Source organism: Heliomicrobium modesticaldum Ice1, assembly GCF_000019165.1.
In the GTDB taxonomy this organism is placed as follows: Bacteria; Bacillota; Desulfitobacteriia; order Heliobacteriales; family Heliobacteriaceae; genus Heliomicrobium; species Heliomicrobium modesticaldum.
In genome coordinates, this window is record NC_010337.2 from 2,595,722 (window position 1) to 2,612,998 (window position 17,277).

Annotated in this window: 13 protein-coding genes; 2 read left to right on the forward strand and 11 right to left on the reverse strand. The window is 58.2% G+C overall.

Going from position 1 to position 17,277, the window contains the following annotated elements; translation table 11 throughout:
* The first annotated feature begins 146 nt into the window (after positions 1 to 146).
* Positions 147 to 1,889, forward strand: a complete 1,743-nt coding sequence (locus HM1_RS14755; RefSeq protein WP_012283648.1) for an ATP-binding protein — start codon at positions 147 to 149, stop codon at positions 1,887 to 1,889.
* A gap of 240 nt (positions 1,890 to 2,129) precedes the next feature.
* Positions 2,130 to 4,742 (forward strand): bifunctional acetaldehyde-CoA/alcohol dehydrogenase, encoded by a 2,613-nt coding sequence (adhE, locus tag HM1_RS11990; RefSeq protein WP_012283649.1) that lies wholly within the window; start codon positions 2,130 to 2,132, stop codon positions 4,740 to 4,742.
* Between the two features lie 150 nt (positions 4,743 to 4,892).
* Here adhE and HM1_RS11995 read toward each other — a convergent pair whose 3' ends face one another.
* From HM1_RS11995 to HM1_RS12045, 11 genes are all read right to left on the reverse strand, one after another.
* Positions 4,893 to 5,762 (reverse strand): response regulator, encoded by an 870-nt coding sequence (locus tag HM1_RS11995; RefSeq protein WP_041313885.1) that lies wholly within the window; start codon positions 5,760 to 5,762, stop codon positions 4,893 to 4,895.
* A gap of 342 nt (positions 5,763 to 6,104) precedes the next feature.
* Positions 6,105 to 6,431 (reverse strand): hypothetical protein, encoded by a 327-nt coding sequence (locus HM1_RS12000; RefSeq protein WP_012283651.1) that lies wholly within the window; start codon positions 6,429 to 6,431, stop codon positions 6,105 to 6,107.
* 210 nt (positions 6,432 to 6,641) lie between these two features.
* Positions 6,642 to 7,004 (reverse strand): hypothetical protein, encoded by a 363-nt coding sequence (locus HM1_RS12005; RefSeq protein WP_012283652.1) that lies wholly within the window; start codon positions 7,002 to 7,004, stop codon positions 6,642 to 6,644.
* A gap of 322 nt (positions 7,005 to 7,326) precedes the next feature.
* Positions 7,327 to 7,569 (reverse strand): hypothetical protein, encoded by a 243-nt coding sequence (locus HM1_RS12010; RefSeq protein ID WP_012283654.1) that lies wholly within the window; start codon positions 7,567 to 7,569, stop codon positions 7,327 to 7,329.
* 103 nt (positions 7,570 to 7,672) lie between these two features.
* Positions 7,673 to 8,518: a selenium-dependent molybdenum cofactor biosynthesis protein YqeB gene (gene yqeB / locus HM1_RS12015; protein ID WP_012283655.1), complete on the reverse strand. Its 846-nt coding sequence runs from the start codon at positions 8,516 to 8,518 to the stop codon at positions 7,673 to 7,675.
* Between the two features lie 52 nt (positions 8,519 to 8,570).
* Positions 8,571 to 9,494 carry an XdhC/CoxI family protein gene (locus HM1_RS12020; protein WP_187147782.1) on the reverse strand — a complete coding sequence of 308 codons (924 nt, stop codon included), beginning with the start codon at positions 9,492 to 9,494 and terminating at the stop codon, positions 8,571 to 8,573.
* Between the two features lie 293 nt (positions 9,495 to 9,787).
* The gene (locus HM1_RS12025) at positions 9,788 to 10,831 is read right to left on the reverse strand and encodes a molybdopterin-binding protein (protein ID WP_012283657.1); all 1,044 of its coding nucleotides are present in this window, start codon (positions 10,829 to 10,831) and stop codon (positions 9,788 to 9,790) included.
* A gap of 100 nt (positions 10,832 to 10,931) precedes the next feature.
* The gene (xdh, locus tag HM1_RS12030) at positions 10,932 to 13,520 is read right to left on the reverse strand and encodes a selenium-dependent xanthine dehydrogenase (RefSeq protein WP_012283658.1); all 2,589 of its coding nucleotides are present in this window, start codon (positions 13,518 to 13,520) and stop codon (positions 10,932 to 10,934) included.
* A gap of 14 nt (positions 13,521 to 13,534) precedes the next feature.
* Positions 13,535 to 15,049, reverse strand: coding sequence for a dihydropyrimidinase (locus HM1_RS12035; protein WP_012283659.1), 1,515 nt, complete (start codon positions 15,047 to 15,049; stop codon positions 13,535 to 13,537).
* A gap of 264 nt (positions 15,050 to 15,313) precedes the next feature.
* Positions 15,314 to 16,264 carry a carbamate kinase gene (gene arcC / locus HM1_RS12040; protein WP_012283660.1) on the reverse strand — a complete coding sequence of 317 codons (951 nt, stop codon included), beginning with the start codon at positions 16,262 to 16,264 and terminating at the stop codon, positions 15,314 to 15,316.
* Between the two features lie 2 nt (positions 16,265 to 16,266).
* The gene (locus HM1_RS12045; protein WP_012283661.1) at positions 16,267 to 17,271 is read right to left on the reverse strand and encodes an ornithine carbamoyltransferase; all 1,005 of its coding nucleotides are present in this window, start codon (positions 17,269 to 17,271) and stop codon (positions 16,267 to 16,269) included.
* Positions 17,272 to 17,277: the final 6 nt, after the last annotated feature.

A 17,277-nucleotide genomic window follows, 5' to 3' on the forward strand; every position in this document is an offset into this window, starting at 1 on the left:
CATAAAAGGCTTCAGCAAAAGAACCACGGCCGGCATGAGCAGCGGTCGTGGTTCTTCTTTTCACAGTGGACATACCTTCGGGGCGCTTGGTATATTTGGGTATATATTCTGTGAACATTCCAAAAAAAGAATTTGAGGTATGACCGATGGACACTGCCAATCGCCTACTGATCGAATTTCACTCCCCCTCTCCACTGGCTTCTTTCGGCCTCAAGCGACAGTTTCCCGCCATCACCAAGGGGGACAACGGATGGTACCGCATCGCCTTCACTGCCGATAGCAGAGACCAGGTCCAACTGTGCGAGTTCTGGAAAAAAGCCCGCCGCTGGGAGATCAGGCGCATCAGCGCTTCCGGAAAAGCGATTACGTCGGAACAGTTGGACAAGATCGTCACCTGCCTGGAACAACGCCAAAAAGTCCGCGACGCCGCTTTCTACTGTGACGGGCGCAGCGTGGGGCTCACAGCCCGCGATGAAAGGGCGCTCTTCTTTCCGGGCTGCCGTTTCCTCATCGTCGATGACGTAGACTGGAGCGACCCGGATGGGCCCCGCTGGTATCGCCACGGTGCTGTCGATGGCGACGGCTTTTTTCATACGGACAAGGCGGCTGTTCTCGCTATGCTGGAGCAGCTGGCCCAATCTTCAGGCTGCGCCGCCTGCCCCGCCCTCGATTGGCAGCAGATCGCTCGTCGTGTCTCCGCCCTTCCCGATACAATCAACCCGCGCAAGGACGGCACCTGGGAGTACCGCTTCGATGCCGCTGGAACCACTGTGACAGGCATCATTCGGACACCGCCTGAGCGGGTCGGCAATGGCCGCTTTGACATGGACACCTGCATGACCAGCGTCCGTGTAGACGAATCAAAAGCACTCACAAACAGCACAGAATCGAGACCTGTGAAGTCTGAAGGAGCCTATCGAGAGGCCGATCTTCTTACCGGCACTGGCAGTGGATCTACGACCGGCTCCTCTAAGACCGGCTCCTCCTCATCGGACGCCATCTCCCATCCGCTCGATAATCCCATGGAAGATTTCTTCCGCCCCGTCAAACCGGGCAAGGTCACCTATGCCGACGTGGGTGGTTTAAAAGAGGAACTGCGCCTGCTCCGCGAGGCCGTCGAACTGCCTTTGCGCTACCCTGATCTGGTGCGGACCCTCAACATCACGCCCCCGAAGGGTGTATTGCTCTACGGCCCGCCGGGCTGCGGCAAGACGCTGCTCGCCCAGGCTGTCGCCAACGAGGTGGAGGCCACCTTTTTCGCCGTCAAAGGGCCAGAGTTTCTCTCCTCCCTCCACGGGCAGAGCGAAAAGCGCCTGCGCGACCTCTTCGCCCAGGCCGAGAAAAAAGCTCCAAGCATCATCTTCTTTGACGAGATCGACGCCTTCGCCTTCGACCGCAGCCGGACGACGACCTCCTATGAGGCAACGCTGGTGGCCCAGTTTCTCTCCCTCATGGACGGCTTTGATCGGCGCGCCCAGGTCGTCGTCATCGCCACCACCAACCGGCTCGACGTGCTCGACAAGGCCCTTCTCCGCCCTGGCCGCTTCGACTACCGCATCTGCGTGACCGTGCCGACTGTGGAGGACCGCCTGCAGATTTTTAAGCTCCATACGGCCAAGATGCCCTTGGAAGGGACGGTCAACATCAACGACCTGGCTGAGCAGACGAAGGGCTTCACCGGCGCCGATATCGCCGCCCTCTGCGCCAAGGCGGCCCTGATGGCGGTGGCCCGTGCGTTAGGACCGGACATGGACCGCTGGCCGGCCTCCCTCTCCAGCGACTTCACCAGCGCCATCCGGATCACGGGAGAGGATTTTGCGGTGGCGCTGACCCAGGTGCGGGCCTCGGTGAATGTGGATGATGACGGTAGCGATGACAACACCGCCTAAACGGCGCCTCTTCTATTGACATAAAAAAGCTGGACGGTAAGACGGATGTCGGATCGGCCAGCTTTTTTCCACCTTTTTTTGTTATTTTCATGGAAAAATTTAAGCATCCAGCAGGAGTGTTTTTACTGGCAATCGAAGAAAACGATTGCTATTTCTTTTGCTATTCAGGAAAGATTAAGGAATGGAGAAGTAACCGGCGCAAGGAGGTTCGATCAGATGAACAAGGAACATCCCTTCCCCATGCTGGGCGCAGATGACGGCACCACCCACGGCGCTTCCCCCGCCTCCGATGTCACCCAAGCGATTGACAGACTGGTGAATCAGGCCCAAGCGGCCTTGGACCGTTTTCTCGAACTCGACCAGGAGCAGGTGGACAATATCATCCACTCCATGGCCGTGGCTGGCCTGGAGCAACGGATGCCCCTGGCCAAAATGGCCGTCGAGGAGACACGCCGCGGCGTCTATGAAGACAAGATCATCAAAAACACCTTCGCCACCGAGTCGGTCTACCACAGCATCAAGTACCACCAGACGGTGGGCGTCATCAGCGTTAACGAGTTTGACGACTACGAGGAGGTGGCTGAGCCGGTCGGCGTCATCGCCGCATTGACGCCGGTCACCAACCCCACCTCGACGACCATGTTCAAAGCGCTCATCGCCATGAAGACGCGCAACCCGATCATCTTCGCCTTCCACCCCGGCGCCCAACGATCCAGCGCCGCCGCCGCCCAAGTGGTCTATGAGGCTGCCGTCCGGGCCGGCGCGCCGGAGCACTGCATCCAGTGGGTCGAGCAGCCCTCTATCGACGCCACCAACCTTTTGATGCGCCATCCCGGCGTCAACCTGATCCTGGCCACCGGCGGCGCCAATATGGTCCTCGCCGCCTACAGCTGCGGCAAGCCGGCCCTCGGCGTCGGACCAGGCAACGTGCCCTGTTTCATTGAAAAGACGGCCAACCTGCACCGGGCCGTGACCGACCTGATCATGTCAAAGACCTTTGACAACGGCATGATCTGCGCCTCTGAGCAGGCCGTCATTGTCGACCGAGCGATTGCCGGCGACTTTGAACGCTACATGAGCGAACACAAGTGCTACTTCCTCAATGAAGACGAAAAGACCCGCCTGGAGGGCATCGTCATTAACGAGGAAAAATGCGCCGTCAACGCCGACATCGTCGGACAGCCGGCGGCCCGCATCGCCGAAATGGCCGGCTTCTCCGTCCCGCCCGACACGAAGATCCTGCTGGCCCGCTTAGAGGGCGTCGGCCCCCAGTATCCCCTCTCGCGGGAAAAACTCAGCCCTGTCCTCGCCTATTACATCGTCGATGGCGCCGAGGAAGGCATCGACCGGGCTGAGGAGATGGTCCGCTTCGGCGGCATGGGCCACTCGGCCGTCATCCACTCGGAAGACCCGGCGGTGATCGACGCCTTTTCTCGCCGCATTAAGGCCGGCCGGCTGATCGTCAACGCCCCGGCCAGCCAGGGGGCTATCGGCGAGATTTACAACGCCAACATGCCCTCGCTTACCCTGGGCTGCGGCACTTTCGGCGGTAACTCCACCTCGGCCAACGTGTCGGTGGTCAACCTGATCAACAAAAAGCGGGTGGCGAGGCGGCGAGAAAAAATGCAGTGGTTCAAAATCCCCGAGCGGATCTATTTCCAATTCGGCGCAGTGGCCTACCTGGAGAAGATGCCCGACATCCACCGCGCCTTTATCGTCACCGATCCGGTCATGGTACAGCAGGGCTATGTCGATCGAGTGCTCCACTACCTGCGCAAGCGCCACATCTATGTACACAGCGAGATCTTCGCCGAGGTGGAGCCCGATCCGTCTGTCGAAACGGTCATGCGCGGCTGCCGCATGATGAGGGATTTCAAACCGGACGTGATCATCGCCCTCGGCGGCGGCTCCGTCATGGACGCCGCCAAGGGGATGTGGCTCTTTTACGAACACCCGGAGACCGACTTCTCCCTCCTCCGGTTGCGTTTCATGGACATCCGCAAGCGCGTCTACAAGTACCCTAAGCTGGGCGCTAAGGCGCGGCTTGTCGCCATCCCGACCACCTCAGGCACCGGCTCAGAGGTCACCTCCTTCGCCGTCATCAGCGACAAGGAGCGCAATATCAAGTACCCTCTGGCCGACTATGAACTGACGCCCGACGTGGCCATCATCGACCCCGAATTCGTCATGACTGTCCCGCCGGGGGTGACAGCCGACACGGGCATGGATGTGCTGACCCATGCCATCGAGGCTTATGTGTCTGTCCTCGCTTCTGACTATACGGATGCGCTGGCGATCAAAGCGATCCAGATGGTCTTCGAGTACCTGCCGCGGGCCTTCCACAATGGCCACGACAAACAGGCCCGGGAGAAGATGCACAACGCCTCCTGCATCGCCGGCATGGCCTTCACCAACGCCTTTCTCGGCATCAACCACGCCATGGCCCACCAGTTGGGCGGCGTCTTCCACATCCCTCACGGTCGGGCCAACGCCATCTTGCTCCCCCATACGATCGCCTTTAACGCCAGCCGGCCGACAAAATTCACATCTTTCCCGAACTACGAGTCCTATGTAGCTGACCGGCGCTACGCCGAGATCGCCCGCATGGTCGGCCTGCCGGCTCGCACTGTCGAGGAGGGCGTCCAGTCGCTCATCGAGGCCGTCCGCCATCTGATGCAGAAACTGCGCATGCCCCTCACTTTGGCCGAGCTCGGCATCGAGCGGAACCGATTCATGAGCCTGGTGCCGGAACTGGCCGAGCGGGCTTTTGATGATCAGACGACGACGGCGAACCCGCGGATGCCGTTGATGACAGAGTTGCAGCAGATCCTGATAAATGCATACGGCGGATAGTTTTTAAGGGGCAGTCGAGTCACTGCCCCCCTTTTTTCGCCTGCTTATTTCGGATCGCCTTTACATTTCAGGGGCGCTTACAACGGAGCGTTTCAGCAGCGAGCAGAAGAAAAGCCGCAGTGTCTCTGCGGCGAAGCTCAAGTACGTGCCTCAATCGCTGTCACAAAATCGCGCCAGGGCCGCCTTGACCCGTTCATACTCTTTTTCCGCCTGCTCGTACAGCGATGCCAAGCCGTCCATAACCCCGCTCCGCGCCAGCAGCTCCATCTCCCGGTACAAGCGAGATAAACCAAGGGCACCCACATTACCGCTGGCCGACTTCAGCGCATGAGCCAGAGCGCAGACTTGCCCAATATCTTTCACCGCCAGAGCGAAACGGATTTTTTCCATTTTTTCTCCGGACTCGGTAAAAAAGAGGACGAACAGGTGAGAAAAGAGCGGCAGTTCTTCCAAAGTTACCCCAAGAAGTCCCTGGATGACGCCAAAATCGACAGGCGGCGCATCAAGCGCCGGTTCGGGCGCGGACAAAGCCTCAGGCACTGCTGACCCCTTCTGTGAAATGGACGCACTTTCAGGCGTCTCTTGGGCCGCGTCGGCGGCGGTGCCGATCTTTTGCTGCGCCGGCAGCCAGCACTGCAACGCTTCGAACAGCCGCTGCAACCGGACCGGTTTGCTGATATAATCGTCCATCCCTGCTTCCAGGCATTTTTCCCGGTCCCCCGGGAGGGCATGGGCTGTGACAGCTACGATCGGGGTATGGGTCTCCTGTCCTTCATTTGCCCGGATCAAAGCGGTAGCGCTGTATCCGTCCATCACCGGCATCTGGCAGTCCATCAGGATCAATCCGTATTGGTTTTGACGAGCCAATTGCACAGCCTCATTTCCGTTGACGGCCGTATGAATCATGTCGATCCCCAACTGTTTCAGTTGGCTTCGAATCATTTTCAGATTGATCGGGTTATCTTCCACCACGAGCACCGGCAGCCCTCGGTATCCCTCAATCGTCCAGGGGGTCGTCATCCTGCACGGGGTTGTCCGATTATCTTTTTGTGATTGACAGACATCCATGCGATCACACTCCCTGCGTGTCTGATAGCTTCCCCTATTTATCATAATCCTTGATAGGTTTTTGCACAAACGAAAATTTGACTAACCATTGAGAAATCATTGTTCGGGAAAAATCTCAAAAAAAAGACACCCGGACTGCCTTCCGACCCAGGTGTCAAGGGAAACAGATTCAGTGCCTGTAGCCTTTTTTCATGGCCTGTTCTTTGTCAGCAGTCATCCCGCGAGAGGATGCCCGGGGAGCCGTTCGGGGTCTCAACCCAGCTGCCTCCACGTTTATTCCAAGGCCTATGGGCACTATTGCTCCGCTGTATCAGACTGGTAGGCGTTCAAATCGGCTCTGTAGCGAGCCAGCGCCACAAGCTTAGGGTTATTTTTCATATACCAATTATTGTAAAAGTACTTTCCCCCAACAGCGACGGCAGTGCCAACAATAAAACCGATAGGGACCATCATCAACATCTTATCTTCGGGAATGATGCCGCTGCTGAAGAAGGCGTAAATGAGGCCGAGGGGGACGACAGTGATCACCATCTCCACCCACTTGCGGTCCTTGAACTTCTTTTCAATAGCAGGAATCTCGCTCTCGGACAAACCATAGTCGCTGAGCACAGGTTTTTTCATGCAAAACACCTCAACATTTTATGTAATTACACGATACATCATCCCGTTGGATTCGACAAGCAGATCTGGAGAACAGCTGTCACAGATTTGCTCAGTGAAGGGGACTTAGTTCGACGCCCAGGTTGAAAAGATCGCTGCAAAGGGACAAGGAAAAACCCTGGGCAGTCGTCAAAGACCGCACAGGGTTCTACTCGCTTCGGAACGTCGTGGTCAGGAATTGTGGCAAAGGGTCAATTTAGCCGGGGCATCTGTTACTGGGAGACCGGGAACATCGTAAATAGAGGGATCCGAGGGTTCGCCGAAAATAGTCAATAAATCCTCTGTCAGCGCCAATCCCTCGATGAGGAAAAGCATCTTATCAAAGGTGATCATGCTCGGTTCGCAGGTGGTCGCCAAACTGGCGAAATAGTGAATTGTCGTCGATTGGGGCATTCGCTGTCTGAGTGTCTTCATGCACTTCCTCGCCCAGATCTCAACCGGCAGGATCCGGATGACCGCCTTTTCCGGCAGAGGCGACATCATGCTCTGTTTGAGAAATTCACCTTCTTCAGCCAGTTCGCGAAAGGTTGCCATCTTTTCCCTCCAATAATGTTCGAGCAGTCTCTAGCAACTCAACTCCCTACCCTAATCATAGCCGATTGTTTTCCTGCGAAAAAGATGATTATTTATTATAAATACCTTACAATTTCTTTTTACAAAAAATTAATACGATAAAGCCCCTTTTTGCTTACATAACGAAATTAGAATGAGAATTTTACGGGCAATGATGCCGGTCTCCGATCGGCTTGAGCCGCCTTTCCATGTTTTTTCTTTCACTTTACCAAGGAGTGGAGAACAAAATAAGGCGATCCAGCCTGAAGGGTTGGATCGCCACTTCGGCGGTTGTCTGGCTTTCCTACAAGTCCGTAACGGCCTGAACGCTGGCATCCGAATCCCTTGGATCGTCATCCAGCAGTCGCTGGACATCGCTGGGAACGTCGAACCCGGAAAAAGTATCGCAGACGCGGTTCAGGAAACGGAGAATCTCCAGTGAGGATTCTTCTGAAACGCTTTCGAAGCCATCGACGAAGCCCTTCGAAACCGGTCCTCCGATCACACGCTGCAGCATCGGGTCCAGCCATCGTTCGAAGAAAGCCATCACCTCCTGGGATTAGGATGCCCCCCCGCTTCGATCATATTTTGACCGCGCAATAAGAGATTCCCGGGAGGCTTCTGGGGCGGGAGGATGAGAGCCTTTGTTTTTATGATGATCGGATGGGTTGAGGCCGATGAGTGTTCTTTTCTATGTTGTTACGAAGCATAGCGAAATGGAGCATCGCCTCCAAGACACCACCGCCGATGGCCCGCGCTTTGTCACTGATGGTATAGCAGTAAGCCCTCTCCAGTCGGGGGTCGACATCGCCGATCTTCAGTCCAGCAGTGACGGAGATGCCATCCTTGACCAAACCGCGCACGATGCCGGCGATTTGCGCGTTGACCGGCTGACCATCCACCGTTCCCACCGACTCCCCTTTAGTGACCTGATCGCCAATTTCGCGACAAGCGGAAAATACACCTGACACAGGCGCGCGCAACAGCCGCTCCTGACGGTAGCCGCCCACTTCTCCCGGTATACCCGTATCGGCGATGGCATAGCCCTGATAGATCACCCGACCAAGGTCATGACCGCGTTTTGTTTCCACGACGGCATGGACATCCTTCCCGGCGCAAAAGCCCGGACCCAAGGCGATCACGAAGGGCGCCTTGTCCTTGGTCAAACCGTCATTGCGTTTTCGTATCGTCGCTTCTACATAGTAGGTAGGCTTGAGGCTTTCCAGCGAACGGTCATCGGGATCGACGAGCACCGGAATGACGCCCCGCTCCTGCCAGGCTATCGCCTCATCAGCGGTTTTGACCCGAAGGGCTTTCACGCCCTCCACCGTCGTCTCCCCCTGGTATACAGCTTCCGCAAAAGACACCCTTCGCCGGACGACAAGCGGTTCGGCCAATTCCGTCATAATCGGGACGACACCGCATTGGAAGAGCCGATGGGCGACGCCACTGGCCAGATCCCCCGCGCCTTTAATCAACACCCGTTCTTGCTGCATTCGACTCCCCCCACCGCTTCTGCATTCCATATCCTATATTCCCGTTGCCTGCTCAAACAGCCGTCACGGGTTCCAGCAGGACTTCCATAGTCCCGCCGCAGGCCATCCCCTCTTCCGCTGCCGCATCGTTATCTAAGGAAAAAGAGAAAAGCCCCGCAGCGCCTCCATCCAAAAGCAGGAGCGCCTCTCTCCGCGCCTCCGCCTCTATGCATCCCCCACCGATGGTCCCGCGCATCTGGCCGTCACGGAAAACCAAGAGCTTGGCGCCAGCCTTGCGCGGTGTCGACCCCCGCGCTTCCACCACAGTGGCAAGGACAGCCGAGGTACCTCGCCTGGCGCTTTCGACCAAGGTCCGCAACAGTTCCAAGTCCTGGACCGTAATCCCGGCGCCGCCTCTACCGCCTCTTCGCGCCTGGATCAACTGGGCAGCGATGCTGACGGCGATCTCCTCCGGCGTCTGCGCCCCGATGGGCAGACCGATGGGCATCTGCACCTGCTCGATGTCTTCCTCAAAGACGCCAGAAGCCCGCAGATGGTCTTTGATCAACTGAACGCGGCGTCGGCTTCCGAGCATACCGAGATAACCCAGCCGCTTCCCGACCAACGCTTCCAGGCAGCGGAGATCGTGGCGATGGCCACGGGTGATGATGGCGACGGCACAGCTGGGTTGCAGGTGTAGTTCCTCGATGGCCCGGACAAAATCGTTGCAAATCACCTTTGCCGCGCCGGGAAATCGCTTCGGTGCGGCAAAAGCAGGTCGATCGTCGACGACGGTGACGCGATAACCCAGCATGACAGCGACAGGAACAAGTGCCTGGGAGACATGACCGCCGCCAAGGATGACCAACTCATCGGGGGGGTAAAAAGGTTCAGCGAGCAGCCGCGCCGCTTCTCCTTCTAAAGAAACCCTTTTGGAAACAACCCTGCCCGATTGCAGGGACGCCTCGGCGAGGGTAAGGGCTTCCTGCGCGAACAAGGGAGCAACCGCAAAAGACGCCAGGCCATTCACCTGACCGCTCGAGAAATCCTTCGCCTGATCGAACGGGGTCACCGAAAGGACAGGGATACAAGCGTCCATTGCAGCCCTTATCTCGGAATAAGACAAAAAACGCTTTCCCGCAACCCCTGAGCCCTTTTTCGCCTTTTCTTTTATCAGAGTGAGGACAACACAAGCCTCGCCCTGTTCCAACGTCTGGAGGACATCCTTATAAACCATTTTATCCCTCTGCCATTCACTGGATCACCAGCATCATTAAGAACCATCGATGACTATCCGCGCAAGATCCCGCCCTGCCCAAAGCTGCACCTCGGATATCGGCATTCCGAACAATTCCAGCAGAGCCCGCCGTGGGCCAGCGCGATGATATCGGCGCGCCGGAGCTTTTCGCCGGCGAAAAGACGCGGCAGGATCAAGTCCAGCACGGTGATCCGGAAGTACATGCCGCAGGCCGGCATGCCGATGATAGGAATTTCCTCCTTGTATGCAAGTAGAAACATGGCGCCCGGCAGGACAGGAGCCCCGTATTTTTCCACCTTGGCGCCGCTCAGACGGATCCCCTGGGGCGTCACATCGTCAGGGTCGACAGACATGCCGCCGCTGACCAGGATCAGTTCGGCCCCTTGACCGGCAAGCAGGTCGATCTGTTCGGCAATCACCCCGGCATCGTCGGGGGCGTAGGCCACGGGAAAGACCGAAGCGCCGTAGGATTGGAGCTTTTCCCGCAGAACCGGTCCAAAGGTGTCCTTGATCCGTTTATGATACACTTCTCCGCCAGTGACTACTATTCCCGCTTTCAGCGCTTGATAGGGAACCACCTCAATGATCTTCCCCATAGTTTGGCAGAGGATCTCGGCATCGAGAACAGTTTGCTCGGGAACAACCAGGGGTACCACTTTGGTTGCTGCCAAGAGTTCACCCGCTTCGACGGGCTTATAGTTGCTTAAGCAGGAGAAGACAAGGTCCTCCAACTCATTGAGGGCGAGCAAAGCCGCAACGTTCACCTTCAAGAGACCTCTGATGGCGCTGGTCAGATTGACGCGGCTCTCTTTCGGACGACCAGTCAGCACGTTCTTTCCCGCCGCCGCTTGGGCGATCCGGAGTCCGGCGTCATCTTCATGGATTTCGCCATGCTCCAGTTCGAGTACAAAGATATGCGCCTTGCCCATCTTTTGCAGTTCGGGAATGTCTTCCGGCTTGATGACATGTCCCTTGCGAAAGGCGGGACCTTTATGCTCGCCTCGAACGATCTTAGTCAGGTCATGGGGGATGACCATACCGAGCGCTTCATCAAGGGGAACTTTTCGCTGCTTCAACCTTTGACCACCACAATTCTATAAACATAAGATTCGCAAATGCTCTCGAGTGCCTCCTACGGGGCCTATTGAGAAAACGGCCCCGGCGCCCTCCTATCCCTTATCCCTTGTCATAGGGCGTCCCTTTCAATGGCAGATCGAAACGCCTCTGCCGATCAGATCGGTAGTAGGCTGAAGCGACAGCCGGCGCCACGGGAATGGTGGCGATCTCCCCTATCCCTTTCGCGCCGAAGGCCAGCGGCGAAGGGTTTTTCTCGACGATGATCGTTTCGATCTCCGGCATCTCGGTAGAACGGAACAACCCCAGGGTCCCGAACTTCACCTGCGGAATACCGCCTTCGAGAGGGAACTTTTCACGGAGAGCGAAGCCGAGGCCCATGGCGACGGCGCCCTCGATCTGGCCTTCGATCGCCTTCGGGTTAATGGCCCGGCCCACATCGTGAGCGGCGACCACCTTGGACACCCGCCCCTGCTCATCGAGCAGGACCACATGGGTGGCGTAGCTGTAGGCCACATGGTTAACCGGATTGGCTTTCGGCGAGTTGAGCGGATCGGTGATCCCATGATACTCACCGGAGAACTCTCGGCCTTCCAACGCCTCCAATGCTTGCGCTGACACAGGGACGCCGTCCTTTTCCGTTTTATTTAGCGCCTCCAGCAACGCTAAGGCGGCTTGGCGGGCGGCCTCGCCGGTGAACAAGGTCTGCCGGGAGGCGGTCGTCGTCCCGGCGTCGGGTGTGACCCCCGTTTCGGGCGGGGCGACTGTCAGGCGTTCCAGCGGCAGGCCCGTCACCTCGGCGACGATCTGCGAAACGATGGTGGCCATACCCTGACCGATGCAGGCGGCGCTCGTCAGGATGCGCACCACACCGTCCTTGACGCGCAGCTTCACCCTGCCGATGTCGGTCAGACCGACGCCGATGCCGGTATTCTTCATGGCGCAGGCGATGCCCGCGTTGGGATGGGAGGCATAGGCGTCTCGAACCGCCAACAGGGTCTCCCTGATGGCCGTTCCTTCGTCGGCGATTTGCCCGGTAGCGTTGGTCATCCCCGGCGCCAAAGCGTTGCGAAACCGGAATTCCCACGGGGAGAACCCTGCTTTTTCGGCCAACAGATCCATGTTGCCTTCACAGGCGAAGGCGGCCTGGGGGACGCCGAAGCCTCGGAATGCGCCGGCCGGCGGGTTGTTCGTATAGACGCATAGACCGGTGATGTCAACGTTGGGCACGTGGTAGGGTCCGGCTACATGGGTGCAAGCCCGTTCTATTACCGCCGGTCCGAGAGAGGCGTAAGCGCCCGTGTCGGCGACGATGCGGGCCACGATAGCCGTCAGCTTGCCCTCGGCGTCACAGCCGGTGGTGATCTCCCATTCCATGGCATGGCGTTTGGGATGGACGTTGATGCTTTCCTGGCGGGTCAAGGTGAGCTTGACCGGTTTTTTCGTGGCATAGGCCAACAACGCGGCATGGTGCTGGACCGACAGGTCTTCCTTGCCGCCGAATCCACCGCCGATCAGCTTGGCGATCACCCGCACCTTCTCGGCCGGCAGGCCAAGGATGGCCATGATCCCCTGCTGATCCTTATAGACGCTCTGGGTGCCCACGTACACCGTCAAATTGCCATCTGCCCCCGGAATGGCCAGAGCGCTCTCCGGCTCCAAAAAAGCGTGCTCCGTCGCCGGGGTGGTGTAGCGATGGGTGACCACATGGGCCGACCGAGCCAGAGCGGCTTCGGGGTTGCCGCGCCGAACATGGGTTTTAGAGAGCAGGTTTCCCTTCGGGTGGATCGACGGCGCACCTTCGGACAGCGCCACCGCCGTCGTGACGATCGGTTCGAGTTCTTCAAATTCCACGCGGATCGCTTTGACCGCTTCCCGGGCGATCCGACGCGTGCTGGCGGCGACAATGGCCAGGGCGTCGCCGATGTAACGCGTTTCCTCCCCTTCGGCAACGAGGGCCGGCCAGTCTTTGGCGATAAAGCCCCAGTGGCGCTGCCCGGGGATATCTTTTGCGGTAAGCACCGCTTCCACGCCGGGCAGCGCTTTGGCCGGAGCGATGTCGATCTTTTTGATCAATAAGCGGGCAGCTTTCGGACGCAAGACCGCGCCATAGAGCATTCCCTCGACCTGCATATCATCAACGTACTCGCCGATTCCCAACGTCTTTTCGCGGGCGTCGACGCGGTGGACGCTGATGCCCACACCCAATCGGTTATCGGTCATCGGTATGTTCAAATCGCCGCGCAGCACTGCCGCTGCCAGGTCGATCGCTTTTTCAATCTTCACATAGCCGGTGCAACGGCAGATGTTGCCGCGGATGGCTTCTTTGATCTCCCGCTTTGACGGTTGCTGGTTCTTATCGAGGAGCGCTTTGGCGCTGATCACCATGCCGGGGATGCAGAAGCCGCACTGGACGGCGCCCGCCTCGGCAAAGGCCCAGGCGTAGGCTTCTTTTTCCCGGTGGGAGAACCCTTCTACGGTGACGATCCTTTTGCCGTCGGCTTTGGCGATGGTGAACAGACAGGCCCGCATGGCCTTGCCGTCAACGAGGACCATACAGGCGCCGCAGGCGCCCTCGCCGCAACCGTTTTTCATGGATGTAAGCCGCAGTTCATCGCGCAAAAAGTCGAGAAGATTTGCTTCGCCGCCTTCGACATGATGGATTACGCCGTTGACCTTCAGTTTATGCATGGCCTATCCCCTTCTCAATACAGGATTCGCGAAGATTCACGAAAGAGATAGCGACCACCCGGGGTGGTGTCGATCAGTACGCCATGGCGGACGATGAGACGGCCCCGGAGAAAGACATGGGCCGGGCGTCCGATCTGCCGGAATCCCGCGTAGGGGTTATAGTCCAGCCGGTAGTGATGGTTGTCGTTGGTGATTTCCATACCGGTCGCGGGATCCCAGACGACGATATCGGCGTCAGCGCCAACGGCAATGGTTCCTTTGCGGGGGAATATTCCGAACAATTGGGCTGGCCGAGTGGCAGTTAGAGAGACAAACTGGTTCAGACTGATGCGCCCTGTTGCGACGCCATAGGTGTAAAGCAGACCCAGGCGATGCTCAACGCCCGGCATGCCGTTGGGGATCCGGCTGAAGTCATCGCGGCCCTTATCCTTTTGGCCTCGATAAAAAAAAGCGCAGTGATCGGTGGCGACCGTGTCGATGGCGCCCCTAGCTAGGCCGGACCAAAGGGCTTCCTTATGTTCTTTTGAGCGCAGGGGCGGCGAGATGACATACTTGGCGCCTTCGAAAGGGTCGCTGCCGTCGATGGATCTGCTGACGCTGCAGCAGCCATCGCGACCGGAGTGGTTGCCGTCGATATTGGATCGGTTGCCGCCACTGCTGGAGCCATTGCCACCGCTACCGGAACAGTTGCCGTCGCTGCCATAGCGGCTCTCATCAAGCAGCAGGTACTGGGGGCAGGTCTCCACATAGACAGTCAGGCCCTGCCGACGAGCGGCTTCGGCGGCCTCCAGGGATTGCCGCGCCGACAGGTGAACGATATACAGGGGGGCTTCCACCATCCGAGCCAGGGCGATGGCACGGTTCACTGCTTCCGTTTCAACGGCCGGCGGCCGGCTCCGGGGATGAAACCAGGGGGCTTTTTTTCCCTGTTGGCGGAACTCACGGACGAGCACATCGATAACATCACCGTTTTCACAATGCAACCCCACGAGGGCGCCAATCTCCCGCGCCCGACGCAAGGCCTGAAAGAGGATGCCGTCGTCAACCTGAAGGAACTGTTTGTAGGCCATGTACAGCTTAAAGGAAGAAACTCCCTTTTCTCGAACAAGGATCGCCATTTCGTCAGGCGTTTTCTCACGCCAGTCGGTGATGGCCATGTGAAAGCCGTAGTCGCAAAGGCACTTGCCTCGCGTCCGTTCGTGCCAATTCTCCAGGGCGGTCATCAGCGTTTCGCCGCGAAACTGGGTGGCAAAATCGATGATCGTCGTGGTCCCACCGAACAGGGCGGCCAGACTGCCGCTGGCAAAATCGTCGGCAGTGGCGAAGTCACCGACAGGGAGATCAAAATGGGTGTGGGCGTCGACGCCGCCCGGGAAGAGCAAGGCGCCAGTCACATCGATGACCCTATCGCCAAGCTGCCTTTCCAAGTTTTCGCCGATGGCGGCGATCTGCTCTCCTTCGATCCGCAGGTCGGCTCGGCGGCTCTCTGTGGCAGTCACGATCATGCCGCCACGCAACAGGGTGCCCAAGGTACTCACCTCCCCCGGTGAAACGGAGGAGATTGCACGGCTTCGCCTCTCCTGCCCCTCGCCGGCTGGGTAGCCGAGTTCGGAAGCCGGGCAATCTCTAGTGACATCAGTGATTCGCCGAGTAGATACCGATTGGATGCTGCCCATATGCCAGGGGAGCACCTAGCAGATGCCCTTGCACAGACGGTCAATCAGACGCCAGTAGAAGGCCCCACAGATGCCAGCAGATGCTAGCGTAACGTCTCAAGTCATAACGGTTTACGGTTAAGGATAGATATGCGTCCCTGTCCGCCCGGCGACAGCCTCTTCCAGCGATTCCGGGTTGGTGATGATCGCTTTTTTGCCGCCTCCTTCGAGGAAAGAGATGACAGCCTGCACCTTCGGCAGCATGCTGCCGGGGGCGAAGTGGTTTTCGGCGACGTACCGCTTCAGTTCCCCCAGGGTCACCCTGTCAAGAGGCTTTTGCTCCGCCGTGCCATAGTTCAGACAAACCTTCGGAACGCCTGTCGAGATGATCAGGATGTCAGCGCCGATGTCTGTTGCCAAGAGGCTGGAGGCAAAATCCTTATCGATGACAGCGTCGACTCCTTTTCGCGAGCCGTCTTCCTGGGTGACGACAGGGATACCGCCGCCGCCGACACCGATGACACAGTAGCCCTGACGAACGAGCAGGAGGATCACCTCTTTTTCGATGATCTCCTGGGGCAGCGGTGATGGTACGAGGCGGCGGTAGCCGCGCCCGGCGTCGTCGACCAGCACCCAGTCAGGGTGGGCCTTTTGTAAATTTTCGACCTGGGCTTTTGTATAGAAGGAGCCGATCGGTTTGGAGGGGTTTTGGAAAGCCGGGTCGTCAGGGGATACGGCAACCTGAGTGATGACAGTAACGGCCTCTTTGGCCATCCCGCGCTTTTTGAACTCATTGTCCATGGCCTGCTGGATCTGGTAGCCGATGGCCCCCTGTGTGTCGGCGCCGCAACTGACCAGGGGCACATGGTGCATGCCGGCCACCTCGCTGGCGATCTCGGAGCGCCGGAGGATGAAGCCGACCTGCGGACCGTTGCCGTGGGTGATGATCACCTCATAGCCCTGCTCGATGATCCCGGCGATATGTTTGGCCGTTTCACAGACGGCGGCGTACTGGTCCTCCACAGAGGTTTTGCTGTTGTCGATGATGAGCGAGTTGCCGCCGATGGCTACGACGACCAGTTCTTTCAATGTTAACGACCACCCATCAACAAAGTCATGACGGCTTTGGCGGTGTGGAGGCGGTTTTCGGCTTCATCAAAGACAATGGAGTGGGGACCGTCGATGACGGAATCTTCCACTTCGTTGTTGCGGTCAGCCGGAAGGGCATGCATATACATGACATCCTTGTCGGCCATGGCCATCTTCGCTTCGGTGCACTTCCAAGACTTCTGGGCCATCAGTTTTTCATCAACGACCTTCGCGGCACCGGCGACAGAAGCGCCTGTCTGGTCATTGACCCAAGATCCCCAGTTCTTCGGGATGACGATATGGGCATTTTCGTAAGCCTCTTCTTCATTGTTGGTGACAGTCACAGTGCCGCCGAACTTGGCCGCGTTAGCTTTGGCTTTTTCGATGACCCAGTCGGGCAATTCCCAGCCCCTTGGATGGGCGAGGCAGACGTCCATGCCGTAGCGCGGGAAGAGCAGGATTTGGGATACAGGCACGGAGATGGGCTTCTTGTGGCTCTCGGCATAGGCCCAGATGATGGAGACCTTGGTCCGCTTCAGGTCGCCGATCTTCTCTTTCATCGTCATCAGATCGGCCAGCGCCTGGAAGGGGTGGTAGAGGTCGCACTGGAGGTTCATGATGGGAACCTTGGACCACCGGGCCATCTCGGTCAGGTACTTGTTGCCGTAGCCCCAGTTGCAGTAGCGGCAGGCGATGGCGTGGCCGAAGCGGGACAGGATGATGGCCGTGTCTTTGGCGCTCTCGCCATGGGCGATCTGCATGCTGCTTGAATCGAGGAATCCGGCGTGGCCGCCCAGTTGGGCAAGACCGGCTTCCATGGAGTTGCGGGTCCGGGTGGACTGCTCGAAGAACATCATGAACATGGTCTTGTGGAGCAGGTACGGCGTGGGCACACCCATGGCGAATTGTTTCTTGAGGTCAAAGGAGACCTCCAGCATGGTGTCGATTTCTTCTTTGGTGAATTCTTCGAGATCGATGAAGTGGCGACCGCGGAAAATCGTCTGCATGAGAAT